Origin of the sequence: Streptomyces sp. NPDC000410 (genome assembly GCF_040300305.1) — a bacterium.
Taxonomy (GTDB): Bacteria; Actinomycetota; Actinomycetes; order Streptomycetales; family Streptomycetaceae; genus Streptomyces.
Genome location: NZ_JBEPDM010000011.1, coordinates 153,728 through 170,949 on the forward strand (window position 1 = coordinate 153,728; position 17,222 = coordinate 170,949).

The window sequence follows — 17,222 nt, forward strand, 5'->3', positions numbered from 1 at the left end:
CATCCTGGCAAGAACGGGGTCTGGAGGCGGTCTACTCGCCGGTACTAGTGTCCCGCCATGACTCCGCCTCCTGTACCTCCCGAATCACCAGTGCCCTCCGGACACCCCATACCCCCGGTCCCCGCCACTCCCTCGGCGACCGCGCTGCCCGCCTTCCCGCCCGGCTTCCTCTGGGGCGCCTCGGCGTCCGCCTTCCAGACCGAGGGCGCCGCCGACGCCGACGGCAAGGGCCCCTCGGGCTGGGACGCCTTCGCGGCGCAGCCCGGCCGTATCAAGGACGGCGCCGACGCCGCCCGCGGTACCGGATTCCACGAGCGCTACCGCGAGGACGTCGCCCTCCTCGCCGGCCTCGGTGCCGGAGCCTTCCGGTTCTCGGTCAGCTGGCCCCGCGTCGTCCCCGGCGGCAGCGGCCCCGTCAACCCCGCCGGGCTCGGCTTCTACGACCGCCTCGTCGACGAGCTCTGCGCCCACGGCATCACCCCGGCGCCGACCCTCTACCACTGGGACACCCCGCTGCCCCTGGAGGAGGCGGGCGGCTGGCTGAACCGCGACACGGCCGCCAGGTTCGCCGAGTACGCCGCCGTCGTCGCCGAACGACTCGCCGACCGCGTCCCCATGTGGATCACCGTCAACGAGCCGGCCGAGGTGACCCTCCTGGGCTACGCGCTGGGCGAGCACGCCCCCGGCAAGCAGCTCCTCTTCGACGCCCTGCCCGCCGCCCACCACCAGCTGCTCGCCCACGGCCTCGCCGTCCAGGCCCTGCGCGCGGCCGGAGCCGGGAACATCGGCATCGCCGTCTCCCACTCGCCCGTCCGCACCGCCGGCGACACCGACCAGGACCGCGCCGCCGCCGAGATCTACGACACCCTCACCAACCGGCTGTTCTCCGACCCGCTCCTCACCGGCCGCTACCCCGAGGGCTTCGACGCCCTCATGCCGGGGCCGGTCGCCGACGACCTCACCGTCATCTCCCAGCCGCTGGACTGGTACGGCGTCAACTACTACAGCCCTATGCTCGTCGGCGCCCCCGCACCGGACGCCCTCGACTCGTACGCCGGACTCGGCATGCCCACGGGCCTCCCCTTCGGCCTGCGCGAGATCGACGGCGTCGAACGCACCCACTTCGGCTGGCCCGTCGTCCCCGACGGACTGCGCGAGCTGCTCGTCGACCTCAAGGAGCGCTACGGCGACCGGCTCCCGCCCGTCCACATCACCGAGAACGGCTGCTCGTACGACGACTCCGCCGACACGGCCGACAACCGCCGAATCGCCTTCCTGGACGGCCATCTGAGGGCCCTGCACCGGGCGGCCGAGGAGGGCGTCGACGTACGCGGCTACTTCGTCTGGTCACTGACCGACAACATCGAATGGGTCGAGGGAGCCTCGCAGCGCTTCGGCCTCGTCCACGTCGACTACGAGACGCTGGAGCGCACGCCGAAGGCGTCCTACGCCTGGTACCGGGACGTGATCCGCGCCCAGCGCGCATCACGGCACTGAACGGATCCGCCACACCAGCACCCCGCCGAGAACCGTCACCACCGTGGAGGTGAGGTACAGCCCGGCATACCCGCCCGCGTACGCCACGATCGGCGCTGCCAGCGCCGGACCGAGGACCTGGGGCGCCGAATTGGCGATGTTGATGACCCCCAGGTCCTTGGCACGGTCCCCGGCGCTCGGCAGCACCTGGGTGACGAGCGCCTGGTCCACCGCGATGTACACCCCGAAACCGAGACCCAGCAGCAGCGCCGCGCCCGTCGCCACCGGCCAGGTGGGCCACAACGCCAGCAGCAGCGACGCCCCGCCCATCACCACCGAACTCACCGACACCAGCGCCTTGCGCCGCCCCCAGCGGTCCGACACGACCCCGCCGCCGATCGCCGTCACCACGAACCCGGCCGTGTAGAGCAGCGTCAGGATCAGCACGCCCTCGTCCGGATGCGCGTAACCCACCGCGTCCTTGAGGAAATACAGCAGGTAGAGCGTGCCGATGGCATTGCCGAGCATCACCAGGAACCGGGTCAGCCACGCCCAGCCGAAGTCCGGATACGCGCGCGGGCTCACCCACATGTCCGTGAGGCGGACCGGCCGCCGTGCCTCGCGCGGCACCGGTGCGTCGCGGGTGAGGACGACGAACGGCAGTGCCGCCGCCACCACGAGGGCCGCCAGCAGCAGATATCCGGCCGCCGTGCCCGTCACCACCATCGTCACCAGCACCGCGCCGACGACCAGCCCCAGCGTCTGCGGGATCCCGATCCAGCCGGAGACGGCCGCCCGCTGGTGCACGGGCACCTGGTCGGGGACGACGGCGTTGGCGCCCGCGAGCATCGCGTTCAGCCCGACCTGCGCCAGAGCCCAGCCGAGGGTCACCCCCACGATCGTGGACTGCGCCGACGTCACCGCGAGCCCCGCCGCCCCGGCCGCCGCCCCGCCCAGGATCCACGGGTGGCGGCGGCCGAAGCGGCTGCCCGTACGGTCCGACAGGGCACCCGCCAGGGGGTTGACGACGACGGCGACGAGCGCGCCGACACCGGTGGCCCAGCCGAGCGCGATCTCCTTGCCCGACGGGTCGATCGCGTCGATCTGCTCCGCGAGCAGCACCTGGATCGGGGTGAGGAAGGCCATGTACAGACCGAGGTTGGCCAGCACGAGGCCTGATATCCAGCCACCGCCGACGCGGACCTGAGGCTCGGATCGCAGCTGTTGCGTGGTCATCGGCGGCTCGCCATCAGCTCGGGGGTGCCCGGAGCCTACGGACACCCTCGCGCCCGATCAATACACCTGATCGATACGCCCGATCAACGGATCAGACGGTCAGATGGATCCGCTCCTGCACCACCGGATGTCCGGCCTTCGCGAAGTTCGCCGCCATCGGGACGTTGGTCTGGTCCGTGGCACCCGCGATGAACTCCGCGCCGTGCTCGGCCAGGAAGCGCGTGCACTCGACGAGCAGGTCGTACGCGTAGCCGTGGCCGCGCTGCTCCGGTACGACCCCGATGTAGCCGACGCACGGCCCCGACGGGTTGTGCGCCGGGATGTGCAGGCCGACCAGCTCGCCGTCCGGCGTGTACGCCAGCTGCCACCACTCGCGCGGCGACGGGCACCAGTGGAAGAAGTCCATCTCCTCCTGGGCCGCCTGATCGAGACCGCCCTCGGCGATGGCGCGCAGCGCGTGCGCGTCCAGCGTCCCCGTATGGACACGGCGCATGACGTCGAAGATCACGGCGTCGTCGGGCTCCGGCCGGAACTCAAGCCGTCCGGGCTGCTCCGGAAGGCCGCACTCCGGCGTCCACCGGTACTGGAAGCGCTCCACGAGCACCTCCATCCCGGCCGCCTTCGCGACGCGCAGCCGCGCCTCACCGGCGGCCAGGGTCACCGGGTCCTCGCGCCAGCCGGCGGGCAGGATCAGTTCGTACTCGACCTGGAACGGGGAGGTGCGCAGCAGCTCGGCGCCCGCGTCCTCCTCGCCGTCGGCGACGTCGAACCAGTTGAGGTTGACGGGTGAGGTGTCGTCGGGCCCGCCCCACCAGGCGCCCCGTGCGACGACCTTGCCGTCGCGCAGGGCCACCCGCTTCCACTCGGGGCGGTGCGTGGCGCGGGCCAGTGCGCGGCCGACGCCGAGGGGGTCGGGCAGGGTGTCGAAGAGATGTGCGTCGCTCTCGCTGAGCGCGCGGATGACCAGATCGGTCATGAGGATGTCCTCCGGGAAAGATACTGAGGTGGTGCGCTCCCGGTCAGACGGTCTGAGCCAGCCTCAGACAGTGAACGCCGGGCGGATGGGGCGGGAGCGCGGGAATCGTGTGGTCTGCACTGCACTCGCCTCCTTCCGTCGGTCACGGGCGTCTTGATCACACTAAGCGGCTCCTGCGGCGGGCGTCCAGGGGATTTCGGAAGTGATCTTGATCGGTCCTTCCGCTCTCATCTGGACACCTTGGGCTTCCCGGAAGGACAATCAGCTCTGTGACGTCCTCTTTCGAGTCCCAGACCTATCCCGCGCGGCTGTCCGACGCGGAGCGGGACCGTGTGCTCGGGGTGCTCAGAGAGGGTGCCGCCCAGGGTCAGTTGTCGCACGACACGTTTCTGCGGCGCATGGAGCTGGCGCTGGCCGCCCGCCGCCCCGATGAACTGCGGGCGCTCACCGCCGATCTGCGGACCGAGGGCCGTCTCTCGAAGAAGCTCTTCGGAGCGGTCGGCCGGATGTCCGCCTTCACCGTGCGCCTCGGCCGCGCCTGGCGGGCCGAGAAGCTGCCCCCGCTGCTGCTGCCCGAGCCCGGACCGCACCCCCTGCGCATCGGCCGGGACCCGTCCAACGGACTGCGGCTCAGCCATGACACGGTCTCGCGCCTGCACGCCGAACTGGCCCTGCGGGACGGCCTGTGGGTGCTGCGCGATCTCGGCTCGACCAACGGCACCACGGTCAACGGCCACCGGGTGACCGGTTCGGTCGTGGTCCAGGCCGGCGACATGGTGAGCTTCGGTCGGATGAACTTCCGCCTCGCCGCACGCTGAACCTGCCCCTCCCGCACGCGTGGTGGGGTTCCTGCCTGCCGGTTCCTCTCTGCCGGTTCCTCTCTGCCGTAGGCATGGTGGGGCTAACCCCCCTGTCGATACGGTGCCCGGCACCAGTGACCGGGAGTGGCCTCCGGCGGGACGCTGATCACTGTCATCGGAGGTCAGCCGTCGCAGGGAGGTGCCCGCATGCCGGGCAGAGGACCCGTCACCGTTCGTACGGCGCGATGGGGTGCCCGGCACCCGGGACGCGCCATTGTCGGATGGCTGCTGTTCGTCGTCATGTGCGTCGGCGCGGGCATGGCCGTCGGCACCAACAAGGGGACGTTCGAGGACTTCTGGGTGGGGGAGGCCGGGCGGGCCGAGGCGATGGCCGCAGGCAGCGGGCTCACCCCGGTGCCCGTGGAGAAGGTCCTCATCGAGGGCACGGACCCCCGTCCCGCCGCCCGCGAGATCGGGCAGCGGATGAAGCGGCTGCCGGCCGTCGTGTCGGTGGCCGAGCCGGTGGCGTCGAAGAACGGCGACGCGCTCCTCGTCACCGTCACCCTGCGCGGCGACAAGGAGACCGCCAAGGAGGACGTCGACGCGCTCCTTGAGCAGACCGCCGCCGTGCGCGCCGCTCACAAGGACCTGCGCATCGAGCAGACCGGCAGCGCGTCGATCTCCACCGCGGTCAACGACAAGCAGGGGCAGGACCTTCAGCGCACCGAGATGATCAGCCTGCCGGTGACGTTCGTGATCCTGTTCGTCGTCTTCGGCGCGGTGCTCGCCGCCGGGATCCCGGTGCTGCTGGCGCTGACGGCGTTCGCGGGCGCGGTGGGCCTGTACGGGCTGGCGTCCTGGGCCTTCCCCGACGCGGGCGGCGCGGCGCTCAGCGTGATCTTCATGCTGGGCATGGCCGTCGGCGTCGACTACTCGCTCTTCTACCTGAAGCGGGCCAGGGAGGAGCGCGAGCGCTCGGGAGGGACGATCGGCCACGCGGCGGCGGTCGAGCTGGCCGCCGCGACCTCGGGGCGGGCGGTCGTCGACTCCGGCCTCGCCGTCGCGCTGTCCCTGGCCGGGCTGGTGGCCGGTGCGGCCCGCCGCACGTCCCGTCGAAGGGCCCTCACCCCTGCTGGTGGAGCCCCCGGCCGGCCAGCGTCAGGAACGTCTCGCCCACCGCCTCTGACAGCGTCGGGTGGGCGTGGACGTGCCGGGCCACATCGGACGGCTCCGCGTCCCACCCGACGATCAGCTGGCTCTCGGCGATCATCTCCGAGACGTTCGGCCCGACGAGATGGACGCCGAGGACCTGGCCGCCCTCCTGCGCGACGACCTTCACCACCCCGCCCTGGCCGTGCACCATGCCCTTGGCGACAGCCGTCAGCGGCATGGTGTTGACCGCCACCTCATGGCCGCGGTTGCGGGCCTCCGCCTCGCTCAGCCCGACGGACGCGGTCTGCGGCGAGGAGTACGTGACCCGGGGGACGGCCGCGTAGTCCACCGGTACGGACGGCACACCGGCCAGGGTCTCCGCCACCAACAGGCCCTCCGCGAACGAGGCGTGCGCCAGCCCGAGCGACGGCGGCGGCAGCAGATCGCCCACCACGTGTATGCCGGGCACGGCGGTCTCCAGCCGGTCCCAGTCCGCGGGCGCGACATAGCCGCGCTCGTCGGTGGCCAGACCGGCGTTCTCCAGCCCCAGGCCGTCGGTCACGGGCACCCGGCCCACCGCGACCAGAAGCCGTTCGGCCTCCACCGTCCGCGTCTCGCCGCGCGCGGTCCGCACGGTGGCCCTTATCCCGTCGTCCAGCAGCTCCGTCTCCGTGAGCAGCGCACCCACCTGTACGTCGATGCCGCGCTTCTTCAGGCCCCGGGTCAAGTGCCGTGACACGTCGACGTCTTCGAGCGGCACGAGCCGGTCGGCGGCCTCGACCAGGGTCACCTGGGTGCCCATGGAACGGTGGAACGAGGCGTACTCGACCCCGATCGCGCCCCCGCCCAGCACCAGCACCGACTGCGGAAGTCCCGGCGCGAACAGGGCGTCGTCGCTGGTGACGACGCGCCGGCCGTCGGCTGTGAGTCCCGGCAGCATCCGGGGCCGCGAGCCGGTCGCCAGGACGATGCCCCGGCGGGCCGTGACCTGCCCGTACCCCTCGATGACGACCGTGCGCGGGCCGGTCAGCCGGGCGCTGCCCCGGGCGACGGTGACGCCCGCGTGGGAGAGATGCCCCTCGACCCCCTTGTGGTTACGGGAGACGATGTCGTCCCGGGTCGCCACCAGCGCGGACCAGTCCACCGAGTCCAGCGTCGCCTTCACCCCCCAGCGCTCACGCGCCTCCGCGATCCCGTCGACCAGTTCGGCGGCGTGCAGCATCGCCTTGCTGGGGATGCAGCCGCGGTGCAGGCAGGTGCCGCCCACCTTGTCCCGCTCGGCGAGCACGACCCGCAGGCCGAGGGCCGCGGCGCGCAGGGCGGTGGAGTAGCCGCCGGTGCCGCCGCCGATCACGATGATGTCGGTGTCCTGTGCCTGTGTTTCGATCATGGACCCAGCCTCCACCCGGGCCTTGCCATGAGTCCAAGGCAATGTTCTTGTGGATCTGATGCACAGCGTTTATGGGGGGGACGGATTTCATGGGCAGCCTGCGACAGATGGAGTACTTCCTCACGGTCGTCGAGCACTCGTCGTTCACGCGCGCCGCCGAGCTGCTCCACGTCACCCAGCCCGCGCTCTCCCACCAGATCAAGGCCCTGGAGAAATCGGTGGGCGGGGACCTGCTGGAGCGGATGACGCGGGGCGTGCGGCTCACCCCGATGGGCCGCGCCTTCCTGCCCCACGCCGAACTCGCCGTACGCAGCGCCGCGCAGGCCCAGCGGGCGGCCCGCGCCGCGGCCGGAGCGGAGGGCGGCGAGCTGCACATCGCGACCGTCCACGCCATCGCCGTTGGCATCCTCCCCGACGTCTTCGCCCGCTGGCACCGGGCCCACCCCGGCGTCGAGCTCGTCCTGCACGAGTACGCCACCACCGAGGCGCTGGAGGAGGCCCTGGAGCGCGGCACGGCCGACCTCGCCGTCGGCCCCCCGCCCGAGCGCTGGTCCGGCCCGGTACTGCGGGTCGGCGACGAGGAGATCGTCCTCGTCGTCCCCTTCGACGACCGCCTCGCGGGCCGCTCCACGGTCCGCCTGGAGGAACTCTCCGACCACACCTGGATCCGGTGTGCCATGGAGCCCCTCGTCCACGGCCGGCGTTTCCTGGACTGGGCCTGCGGACAGGCGGGCTTCTCACCCCGTACGGCCGTGCGGACGGAGCACACCTCCACGGCGGTCCGCATGGCGGCGGCCGGTGTCGGCGTGGCCACCGCCCCCGCGCACATCGTCACCGGCGCGGTCGGCGAGGACTGCGTGGTCCTGCACGTCGACCCGCCGTGGCGGCGGGCCCTCACGGTCTTCTCCCGCGTCCCGATGACGGGCGCGGCGGAGGTCTTCACCGACCTGCTGCGCAGCTCCCTGCCGTACGGGACACCCGAATCCGCCACGCCTGCGCCGAGGGCGTACGCCGACTGCTAGGGCGTGTCCGGCGCCACCCGCTCCAGCAACGCCACCGGCCGGTCGGCCAGCAGCTCCGAGAGGGGCACCTCGGCGCCGCCCGTGAACTCGCGTGCCGGGGTGGGGGACAGGAGGTCCACCCACCGCCCGGCCGGAAGGGGCAGCGACGTCCCCGCCCAGCCGCCCTCCTCGTCCAGGCGCAGCGACAGCCGCGTCACCGCCGTGATCACCTCGCCCGAGCGGCAGAAGGCCAGACAGTGCCCGGCGGCCGGGCCGGACGCCGGCACGGGGGTGTACGTCGACGACTCGCCGAACAGCTCGGGGCGCCGTCGGCGCACGTGCAGGGCCGCGCGGGTGAGGTCCGTCTTCTCGTCCGGCGGCCCCTCCCGGAACGGGTCCCGGTTGTCCGGGTCGACGAGCGCCAGGTACGCGCGCTCGGTGCCCTGGTACAGCTCCGGCACGCCGGGCATCGTCAGCTGCACCAGCGCCGCGCCGAGCGCGTTGGTCCGCACGTACTCCGCGAGTTCGCCCGCGAAGAGCTCCACCGTGCGCATCGGCGGCCCGCACAGCCCCGCCGCCACGAAGTCGTCCACCGCCCGCTCGTACCCCGGATCCGGCTCGGTCCAGCTGGTGTGCAGCCCCGCCTCCCGCACCGACTTGAGGAGTGCGGGCCCGAGCCGCTCCGGGTCCGCGGACCCGAGACCGAAGGCCGTCTGCCACGCGAGCCACGCCAGATGGTGATCGGGCGCCGGAGCCCACGCCAGCCCCGTCAGCACCCGCGCCCACCGCTCCGGGCACTCGGACAGCACCGCGATCCTGGCCCGGACGTCCGCGCTGCGCTTCGTGTCGTGCGTCGACAGCACCGTTCCGGTGGCCGGCCAGTCCCGCGCGAGGCGCGCACAGTACGCGTGGAACTCCTCCGGGCTCACCGCGGGCCGCTCCGGATCGCCGCCCACCTCGTTCGCCGAGATCAGCGGCGTATAGCGGTAGTAGGCCGTGTCCTCCACCGACTTGGCGCGCAGCGCGGACGAGGTCTGTGCGAACCGCGCCCGGAAGGCCGCCTGCCGAGTGCCGTCGCCGCACCGGCCGAGACCGAGCGCCAGATCGCGGATCACGTCCACCGCCGCCGCCTCCTCGGGCACGGAGAACACCGCCTTCGCCCGCTGTGCCGCGTCCTGCGTGAGCACGGCCTCGCCGCCGACCCGGTACGGCCGGTACACCGGCACCCGCACCAGCAGCTCCCGGATCGCGGCACGCAGCGCCCACGGCGCACAGTCGCGCACCGTGAGATCCCCGGCGCACACCCCCTCCGCGATCCGGGCGAGCGCCTCGGTCTCGGCGGCCAGCTCATGCGTGACGACCTTGTACTCGGCGCGCCGCACCGTCGCGCCCCAGAAGCCGCCCCGGTCCCCGGCGGGCGAGACGAAGTCCCGGTACTGGCGCAGGAGTTCCTCGGCGCCGTCCGGATCGGTGAACAGCCCGTCGATCCGGTGCAGAGCGTCGTAACCGGTCGTCCCGGCGACCGGCCACGCGGGCGGCAGCCGCTCCTCGCGGGTGAGGATCTTCTCCACCACCGTCCAGCAGCCGCCCGTCGCCTCGTTCAGCCGGTGCAGATACTCCTCCGGGTCGGCGAGCCCGTCCGGATGGTCGATGCGCAGCCCGTCGACGACGCCGTCCCGTACCAGCTCCACGATCTTGGCGTGGGTGGCGGCGAAGACCTCCGGGTCCTCCACCCGTACGCCGATGAGCTCCGAGATGGTGAAGAACCGGCGGTAGTTGAGCTCGGTACGGGCGAGCCGCCACCAGCCGAGCCGGTACCACTGCGCGTCCAGCAGGTCCGGCAGCGGCAGCCCCTCGGTGCCCTCCCGCACCGGGAACATCTGTTCCCCGTAGTGCAGCACCTGCCCCTCCACCCGCAGCGCGCCGAGCTCGTCCCCGATCCGCCCGCCCAGCACCGGCAGCAGGATCCTGCCGCCCCCGGCATCCCAATCGATGTCGAACCACCGTGCGAACGGCGAGTCCGGTCCCTCCCGCAGTACCTCCCACAGCGCGCGGTTGTACCGGGGCGCCGCCGCCATGTGATTCGGGACGATGTCCAGCACCAGCCCGAGACCGTGCTCCCGCGCCGTACGGGCCAGCGCCCGCAACCCCTCCTCGCCGCCCAGCTCCGCCCGTACGCGCGCGTGGTCGACGACGTCGTAGCCGTGCGCCGAACCGGGCACCGCCTCCAGCACGGGCGACAGATGCAGATGGGAGACCCCGAGGCCGGCCAGGTACGGCACCGCTGCCTCGGCGGCCTGGAACGGGAAGTCCGGCTGGAGCTGGAGCCGGTACGTGGCGGTGGGCGTCATGGACACGTACGTACCCGGATCCCGGGCATCTCTGTCATCGGCTCATGCGACGGTATGGCCGGACCGGCGCATGTTCACCTGGTGTGACGAATCCGACCGCGCCCGCCGGGGCCCGCACGCGCCCCCCGCGCTCCGGCTACGCCGGCCTTCGCAGCACCACCAGGCTCCGCCCGATCATCCGCACCCGGTCCCCGGCCGCCACCTTGGGCCCCTGGCCCGGCGGCACCCCCTCCGGGTGTGCCGTGTCCACCACCACCTGCCACTGTCTGCCGTGGTTCACCGGCACCGCGAAGTCCAGCTCGTCCGCGCTCGCGTTGAACATCAGCAGGAACGAGTCGTCGGAGATCCGCTCCCCCCGGGGCCCGGGCTCCGAGATCGCGTTCCCGTTCAGGAACACCGTCAGGGCCTGGGCGTGCGCCGCCTGCCAGTCCCGCTGCGTCATCCCCTCGCCCTCGGGCGTGAACCAGGCGATGTCGGACAGCTCGTCGTGCGTCCCCTCCACCGGGCGGCCGTGGAAGAAGCGCCTCCGCCGGAACACCTGATGGTCGCGGCGCAGCCACACCATCGCCCGGGTGAACTCCAGCAGCGATCCGGGCTCGTCCTCGGTCGACCGCGGCCAGTGCACCCAGGACAGCTCGCCGTCCTGGCAGTACGCGTTGTTGTTGCCCCGCTGCGTACGGCCGAACTCGTCGCCGTGGCTGAGCATCGGCACGCCCTGGGACAGCATCAGGGTCGCGATGAAGTTGCGCGTCTGCCGGCCGCGCAGCTCCAGCACGTCGGGGTCGTCCGTATCGCCCTCCGCCCCGCAGTTCCACGACCGGTTGTGGCTCTCGCCGTCCCGGTTGCCCTCGCCGTTGGCCTCGTTGTGCTTCTCGTTGTACGAGACGAGATCGCGCAGCGTGAAGCCGTCGTGGCAGGTGACGAAGTTGACCGAGGCGAGCGGGCGGCGCCCGTCGTCCTGGTAGAGGTCGGACGAGCCCGTCAGCCGGGACGCGAACTCCGCGAGCGTGCGCGGCTCGCCCCGCCACAGGTCCCGTACGGTGTCGCGGTACATGCCGTTCCACTCGGTCCACAGCGGCGGGAAGTTCCCCACCTGGTAGCCGCCCTCACCGACGTCCCACGGCTCCGCGATCAGCTTCACCTGGCTGACCACCGGATCCTGCTGCACGAGGTCGAAGAACGACGACAGCCGGTCCACCTCGTGGAACTGCCGGGCCAGCGTCGCCGCGAGGTCGAAGCGGAAGCCGTCGACGTGCATCTCCGTCACCCAGTACCGCAGCGAGTCCATGATCAGCTGGAGCACGTGCGGGGAGCGCATCAGCAGGGAATTGCCGGTGCCGGTGGTGTCCGTGTAGTAGCGGCGGTCCTCGGAGAGCCGGTAGTACGAGCCGTTGTCGAGGCCGCGGAAGGACAGCGTCGGGCCGAGGTGATTGCCCTCAGCCGTGTGGTTGTAGACGACGTCGAGGATCACCTCGATGCCCGCCTGGTGCAGGGCGCGGACCGCCGACTTGAACTCCAGGACCTGCTGTCCCCGGTCTCCCCAGGACGCGTAGCCGTTGTGCGGGGCGAAGAAGCCGATCGTGTTGTAGCCCCAGTAGTTGGCCAGGCCCGTGTCCGCCAGCCGATGGTCGTTCACGAACTGGTGCACCGGCATCAACTCGACCGCCGTGACGCCCAGTTCCGTCAGGTGCGAGATCACCGCCGGATGGGCGAGGCCCGCGTACGTCCCGCGCAGCTCCTCCGGCAGCGCCGGATGCAGCATCGTCAGGCCCTTCACATGGGCCTCGTAGATCACCGTGCGGTGGTAGTCGGTGCGGGGCGGGCGGTCGTCGCCCCAGTCGAAGTACGGATTGACGACGACGGAGGCCATCGTGTGCGGGGCCGAGTCGAGGTCGTTGCGCGAGTCCGGTCTGCCGAAGTGGTACCCGTACACCGCCTCGCCCCAGGCGATCCGGCCGCTCATCGCCCGCGCGTAGGGATCGAGGAGCAGCTTGGCGGAATTGCACCGCTGCCCGCGCTGCGGCTCGTACGGGCCGTGCACCCTGAATCCGTACCGCTGTCCCGGCATCACCCCCGGCAGATACGCGTGCCGCACGAACGCGTCCGTCTCGCGCAGCTCCACCGCCGTCTCCGAGCCGTCGTCGTGCAGCAGACACAGCTCGATGCGGTGGGCGGCCTCCGAGAAGACCGCGAAGTTGGTCCCGGCGCCGTCGTACGTGGCACCGAGTGGATACGCCTGTCCCGGCCAGACCTGCATAGATAAGACTCTTCCACTTCTGATCCGGCTACAGGGGGGCTCTTCGGACAGATCCTCCCCGAAAGAAGGGCAACCTCCTAGGACGTACCCCCGTCTTACCGGGTGACCACAGCTAAGAGGGGGTAAATGTGCGCACATTAGTGCGCCGCCACCTGGGGAAGGTGGTGGCGGGCACGGCCATTGCGGTGACGGGGACCGCCGTGATGGTCGGAATCACCCTGCCGGGCGCGGCAGGGGCGCAGGACGGCCCGGCGGGCGGCGCGGCCGCGCGGCAGGAGGCGGGCCGGGCGGGCCAGGGGGCGCAGGGGGCTCAGGGGGCACCTGAACCGGGCACCGTCGAGGCCGCCGCCGACGAGGGCGAGAAGGGCATCGGCCGAGACCCGCTCACCGACGACGAGCTGAAACGCGCCGAACAGCTGGCGACGGCCCCGGCCGCGCGCGAGGCCCGGGACGCTGCCGGCGGCCGGGGACCGCAGCGGCTGACCACCGATCTGGCCGAACCCGAGCCGTCCGAGGCGGGCCTTGCCGCACCGCCGCGCCGCGCCGTCGTCTCGTACTACGACTACAAGCGCGACGAGCTCGTCACCGCGACCGTCAACCTCACCACGGGAAAGGTGGAGCGCAGCGGCGCCCAGCAGGGCGTACAGCCGTCCCCGCACCGCGCGGAGCTGCGCGAGGCGGCCGAACTGATCCTGGCGAGCCCGCTCGGCGCCGGTCTCAAGGCGGACTACAAGGACGCCACCGGCAAGCAGCTCACCTCGCCCGAGCCGCTCACCCTGAGCGGCTTCGTCTACCGCGAGGACCGCCAGGAGCGGGTTCCGCGGGAACTCGGCGCCTGCGGCGTGCACCGCTGTGTGCACGTCATCACCAAGATCACCAATGGGCCGTGGATCGACACCCGGGACCTGGTCGTCGACCTGAGCGCCCGCACCGTCGCCCGTGCGCCTTCCGCCTGACTTCGTCCCGCATACGTTCCGAGGAGTTCTTCTCCACATGAACAAGAGCGACAAGAGCCGATTCCCGCGTGCCCGTAGGGCGGTGGCCGTGCTCGCCGCCGCCGTACTGCTGGGCGGCGCCGCGCCCGCGGTGACCGCCGCACCACGGGTGCCGCCCCCGCCGGCCCCGCCCTGCAGCACGCAGTACCTCATCACCGCGACCCTGGACGGCGGCACCACCTGGCGCATGTGCTGGCGCTACGACAGCTCCGCCGGGCTCGTCCTGGGCGACGTCGGCTACCGGCCCAAGGGCGAGCCCCGCCCGATCCAGGTCCTGACCAGCGCCAAGCTGGCGCAGGTGCACGTGCCGTACGACGACGGGCAGGCCGAGTACGACGACCTCACCGGCTTCGGCTTCGGCTACGGCCTACAGAAGCTCAAGCCCACCGAATGCCCCGGCGGCACGATCAAGAAGGTCAAGGTCCCCGACGTCGGACAGGTCGACGGCCTCTGCGTGACCACGCGCTCGCGCGGCCACGCCTACCGGATGGCGAACGACGAGGGCACCAAGGTCTGGCAGGCCCAGGGCAAGGATCTGCTCGTCTACACCGTCAACAAGGTCGGCTGGTACGAGTACATCACCGAGTGGCGGTTCGCCTCCGACGGCACCATATCCGCCAACGTCGGGGCCACCGGCAGTCTCTCGCCGGGCGACTACGACGCGGGCGACGGGCGCGGCTGGCCGATCGGCAAGGGCGCCAAGGACTACGCGACCAGCCACAGCCACAACGTCTTCTGGCGGCTGAACTTCGGCCTCGACGGCAGCCCCAAGGACCGCGTCGAGCAGTACGACTCGGCGGTCACCCCGCCCACCGGCAACGGCAGCCCGAAGACGAGGACCACCGTCACGCCGGTCACCCGGGAGCTGGCCGGGGACGCGAAGGCGATGCGCTGGTGGCGGGTGGTGAGCGCGACCGGCAAGAACAAGGACGGGCACAAGCGTTCGTACGAGATCGTGCCGGGCCCCTCCGCCAAGCACGCGGGGCGCGGCTTCACCCGGCACGACATCTACGTCACCCAGAACCGCGCCTGCGAACAGTTCGCCAGCAACAACACCCTCAACTGCGGGCGGGGCGCCCCCGACAGCGTCGACAAATGGGTCAACGGCGAGGCGCTGACCAACCCCGTCGTGTGGGTCAACATCGGCTTCCACCACGTCGCCCGGGACGAGGACCAGCAGCCGATGCCGGTCCACTGGCAGGGCTTCCAGCTCGCGCCCAGGGACGTAACCGCTATGAATCCGCTCACTCCGGCCGATCTCGCCGGACAGAACGGAGCACCCGCGTTGGGGAGTTGAGGAAAGGAGCCTGTCGATCCGGCTGCACCGCCTCCCGCTCCCGGAGTACCCTTCCTTGATCGTTGAAGACGGGCGTCCTGGAGCAGAAGGCGGTGCGGCGCGGTGAGCTCGGGTGGGCTGGAGCTACCTCCGGGTGACGCGAGTCACGAGGGGGACTCCACCGACGTCCCGCCCGGCGCGGTCTCCCTCGCGCGGCCGGTGGACACGGGATCGCAGATAGGGCCGGAGCTGGACTGGAGCGCGGACGCCTGGAGCGAAGTGCGTACGCGCGCGCAGCGGGCCGGGCGGGCCTACATCTGGCTGAACCTGGTCGAGCAGCGGCTGCGGGCCGTCGTGGCCGCGGTGCTCCGGCCCATCTACGAACCCATGCACGGCGACGACTGGGTCGTCGCGGCGGCCGGCCCGGCCGGCCAGGAGTGGGTGCAGCGCGCCGTCGCGGTGCGCGAGGTCAGCCGCCGCAAGGGCTATCTGCTGGACCCCGCCGACGACAACGTCCTCAGCTTCCTCACCCTCCCGCAGCTGCGGGAGCTGATGGTCCAGCACTGGCCGTGCTTCGAGCCGTACTTCGACGACCGGCGCGAGGTGGAGCTGGCGCTGGACGAGCTGGAGGTCGCGCGCAACGTGGTCTCCCGCAACCGGGCGCTCAACGAGGCGGTGCTCGCCCAGGCGGAACGGGCCGCGGCCCGGCTGCTGGAGATCCTCGGCAGCGGCGCCGGGGTGCCGTCGGCGGACCGGCTGCCCGTCGACGCGGTCGAGGACCTGGTGGGGGACCGGTACGCGGACGTGGTCTCCGTCCATCCCGACCGGGTCCGGCTGCAGCGACAGCTGCCCGCCGAGGACCTCTTCGGCGGGGCCCGGCGGCTCGACGCCATCGGCATAGGCCTGAATCTGCTGGTGCAGAACTTCTCCGGCCGGCGGCTCGTCCGGCTGGCGGAATCCGGGGCCCGGGTGCGGCTGCTCTTCCTCAACCCGGCGAGCAGCGCGGTCAAGCGGCGTGAGCGGGAACTCGGCCTGAAGAAGGGCGAATTGAGCCGCTCGGTGGAGATGAACATCCTCCATATGCGACGGGTGCGCTCGAAGCTGCGCGATCCGGGCGCCTTCGAGATCCACGTCTTCGACGAGACACCCCGGTTCACGGCCTATCTGGTCGACGGGGACGGGCCGGACGGGGTCGCGGTCGTGCAGTCGTATCTGCGCCGGGCACGCGGCATGGAGGCGCCGGTGCTGGTGCTGCGGGGCGGGAGCCGGTCGGTGGTGCGGTCGGGGCAGGACACGGAGCACGGCCTGTTCCAGACCTACCGCGAGGAGTTCGAGTCGGTGTGGGCGGACTCGCGCCCGGTGTCCTGACTGTCAGTGCCCCGTGCGAGAGTTTTCGTCAGTACCACTGACGAGGGGGGGACCACATGGCGTGGCACCATGAGCCGCTGATCGGATTCGACCTGGAGACGACCGGGACGGAGCCGCTGGAGGCGCGGATCGTGACGGCGGCGGTCGTCGAGGTGAAGGACGGAGAGCCCGTCCGGACGCGGGAATGGCTGGCCGACCCGGGGATCCGCATCCCGGCGCAGGCGTCCGCGATCCACGGCATCAGCAGCGAGCGGGCGGCGGCGGAGGGCCGCCCGGCGCGCGAGGTGGCCGACGAGATCGCCGCGACCCTGGTGGACTACTGGACCCGCGGCGCCCCGGTCGTGGCGTACAACGCGGCCTTCGATCTGACGCTTCTTTCGGCCGAGCTGGACCGGCACGGGCTGCCGTCGCTGTCCGACCGGCTGGGCACCCCGGGGATCGGCCCGGTCGTCGATCCGTACACGATAGACCGCGCGGTCGACCGCTACCGGCGGGGCAAGCGCACGCTGGAGGCGGTCTGCGCGGAGTACGGGGTCGTGCTGGACGCGGCCCACGAGGCGCTCGCGGACGCGCTGGCGGCGGTCCGCGTGGCCCGCGCGATAGCGGACCGCCACGCGTCCGTGGCGGCCCTCACCCCGGTCGAGCTGCACACCCGCCAGGTGCGCTGGTACGCGGAATGGGCGGCGGACTTCCAGGACTTCCTGCGCCGCAAGGGGGAGGCGGACGCGGTGGTGGACCCGGTGTGGCCGGTGCGCGAGCGGCTTGCGGCGGTTCGCTGACGGGGTTTCCCCCCACCCCGCCCCTTCCCGATAACCGGGGCTCCGCCCCAGCCCCCGTTGCGGGGGCTCTCCCCATTACCTTCTTGGTGGTCCCGCAATGGGGCGCCCGGCCTCCGGAGTTGGCATGACTTTCTCCCCCTGTCGAACGCATGGCCTGGGGGGTGG

Annotated in this window: 12 protein-coding genes and 1 pseudogene; 8 read left to right on the forward strand and 5 right to left on the reverse strand. The window is 71.9% G+C overall.

The window, feature by feature from the left end; translation table 11 throughout:
- The first annotated feature begins 57 nt into the window (after nt 1-57).
- Nucleotides 58-1,497: a GH1 family beta-glucosidase gene (locus ABT342_RS15535; RefSeq protein WP_351572785.1), complete on the forward strand. Its 1,440-nt coding sequence runs from the start codon at nt 58-60 to the stop codon at nt 1,495-1,497.
- Here the strand turns inward: ABT342_RS15535 and ABT342_RS15540 are convergent.
- Nucleotides 1,486-2,712 carry an MFS transporter gene (locus ABT342_RS15540; protein ID WP_351572788.1) on the reverse strand — a complete coding sequence of 409 codons (1,227 nt, stop codon included), beginning with the start codon at nt 2,710-2,712 and terminating at the stop codon, nt 1,486-1,488. The genes ABT342_RS15535 and ABT342_RS15540 overlap by 12 nt on opposite strands.
- A gap of 91 nt (nt 2,713-2,803) precedes the next feature.
- On the reverse strand, nt 2,804-3,688 hold the full coding sequence (locus ABT342_RS15545; protein ID WP_351572791.1) for a GNAT family N-acetyltransferase: 885 nt from the start codon (nt 3,686-3,688) through the stop codon (nt 2,804-2,806).
- Nucleotides 3,689-3,957: 269 nt separating this feature from the next.
- Here ABT342_RS15545 and ABT342_RS15550 point away from each other — a divergent pair, with 269 nt between their 5' ends.
- Both ABT342_RS15550 and ABT342_RS15555 read left to right on the forward strand, forming a co-directional pair.
- Nucleotides 3,958-4,506 (forward strand): DUF1707 and FHA domain-containing protein, encoded by a 549-nt coding sequence (locus ABT342_RS15550; protein WP_351572794.1) that lies wholly within the window; start codon nt 3,958-3,960, stop codon nt 4,504-4,506.
- Between the two features lie 465 nt (nt 4,507-4,971).
- Nucleotides 4,972-5,565: pseudogene (locus tag ABT342_RS15555) on the forward strand (MMPL family transporter); the annotation flags it as partial.
- A 46-nt stretch (nt 5,566-5,611) separates the two neighbouring features.
- On the opposite strand, the gene lpdA reads toward ABT342_RS15555, so the two are convergent.
- Nucleotides 5,612-7,030 (reverse strand): dihydrolipoyl dehydrogenase, encoded by a 1,419-nt coding sequence (gene lpdA, locus ABT342_RS15560; protein ID WP_351572797.1) that lies wholly within the window; start codon nt 7,028-7,030, stop codon nt 5,612-5,614.
- A gap of 107 nt (nt 7,031-7,137) precedes the next feature.
- Here lpdA and ABT342_RS15565 point away from each other — a divergent pair, with 107 nt between their 5' ends.
- Nucleotides 7,138-8,052, forward strand: a complete 915-nt coding sequence (locus ABT342_RS15565; RefSeq protein ID WP_351572837.1) for a LysR family transcriptional regulator — start codon at nt 7,138-7,140, stop codon at nt 8,050-8,052.
- Here the strand turns inward: ABT342_RS15565 and treY are convergent.
- Nucleotides 8,049-10,382, reverse strand: a complete 2,334-nt coding sequence (gene treY, locus ABT342_RS15570) for a malto-oligosyltrehalose synthase (RefSeq protein WP_351572800.1) — start codon at nt 10,380-10,382, stop codon at nt 8,049-8,051. The two genes, ABT342_RS15565 and treY, sit on opposite strands and share 4 nt — an antisense overlap.
- A gap of 136 nt (nt 10,383-10,518) precedes the next feature.
- Nucleotides 10,519-12,639 (reverse strand): glycogen debranching protein GlgX, encoded by a 2,121-nt coding sequence (gene glgX / locus ABT342_RS15575; RefSeq protein WP_351572803.1) that lies wholly within the window; start codon nt 12,637-12,639, stop codon nt 10,519-10,521.
- 128 nt (nt 12,640-12,767) lie between these two features.
- On the opposite strand from glgX, the gene ABT342_RS15580 reads away from it, so the two are divergent.
- The 4 genes from ABT342_RS15580 (at nt 12,768) to ABT342_RS15595 (ending at nt 17,057) form a co-directional block, all read left to right on the forward strand.
- Complete coding sequence (locus ABT342_RS15580) at nt 12,768-13,595, forward strand: TrbL/VirB6 family protein (protein ID WP_351572805.1); 828 nt, start codon at nt 12,768-12,770, stop codon at nt 13,593-13,595.
- A 37-nt stretch (nt 13,596-13,632) separates the two neighbouring features.
- Complete coding sequence (locus ABT342_RS15585; RefSeq protein WP_351572808.1) at nt 13,633-14,931, forward strand: copper amine oxidase; 1,299 nt, start codon at nt 13,633-13,635, stop codon at nt 14,929-14,931.
- 102 nt (nt 14,932-15,033) lie between these two features.
- Nucleotides 15,034-16,278 (forward strand): DUF5919 domain-containing protein, encoded by a 1,245-nt coding sequence (locus ABT342_RS15590; RefSeq protein ID WP_351572811.1) that lies wholly within the window; start codon nt 15,034-15,036, stop codon nt 16,276-16,278.
- Between the two features lie 56 nt (nt 16,279-16,334).
- Nucleotides 16,335-17,057, forward strand: a complete 723-nt coding sequence (locus ABT342_RS15595) for a 3'-5' exonuclease (protein WP_351572814.1) — start codon at nt 16,335-16,337, stop codon at nt 17,055-17,057.
- The last annotated feature ends 165 nt before the right edge of the window (nt 17,058-17,222 follow it).

Bases quoted from the DNA above. Each gene is read 5' to 3' on its own strand.
- glgX (WP_351572803.1), bottom strand. From the start codon at position 12,639: ATGCAGGTCTGGCCGGGACAGGCGTATCCACTCGGTGCCACGTACGAC.
- ABT342_RS15585 (WP_351572808.1), top strand. From the start codon at position 13,633: ATGAACAAGAGCGACAAGAGCCGATTCCCGCGTGCCCGTAGGGCGGTG.
- lpdA (WP_351572797.1), bottom strand. From the start codon at position 7,030: ATGATCGAAACACAGGCACAGGACACCGACATCATCGTGATCGGCGGC.
- ABT342_RS15565 (WP_351572837.1), top strand. From the start codon at position 7,138: ATGGAGTACTTCCTCACGGTCGTCGAGCACTCGTCGTTCACGCGCGCC.
- treY (WP_351572800.1), bottom strand. From the start codon at position 10,382: ATGACGCCCACCGCCACGTACCGGCTCCAGCTCCAGCCGGACTTCCCG.
- ABT342_RS15540 (WP_351572788.1), bottom strand. From the start codon at position 2,712: ATGACCACGCAACAGCTGCGATCCGAGCCTCAGGTCCGCGTCGGCGGT.
- ABT342_RS15545 (WP_351572791.1), bottom strand. From the start codon at position 3,688: ATGACCGATCTGGTCATCCGCGCGCTCAGCGAGAGCGACGCACATCTC.
- ABT342_RS15535 (WP_351572785.1), top strand. From the start codon at position 58: ATGACTCCGCCTCCTGTACCTCCCGAATCACCAGTGCCCTCCGGACAC.
- ABT342_RS15595 (WP_351572814.1), top strand. From the start codon at position 16,335: ATGGCGTGGCACCATGAGCCGCTGATCGGATTCGACCTGGAGACGACC.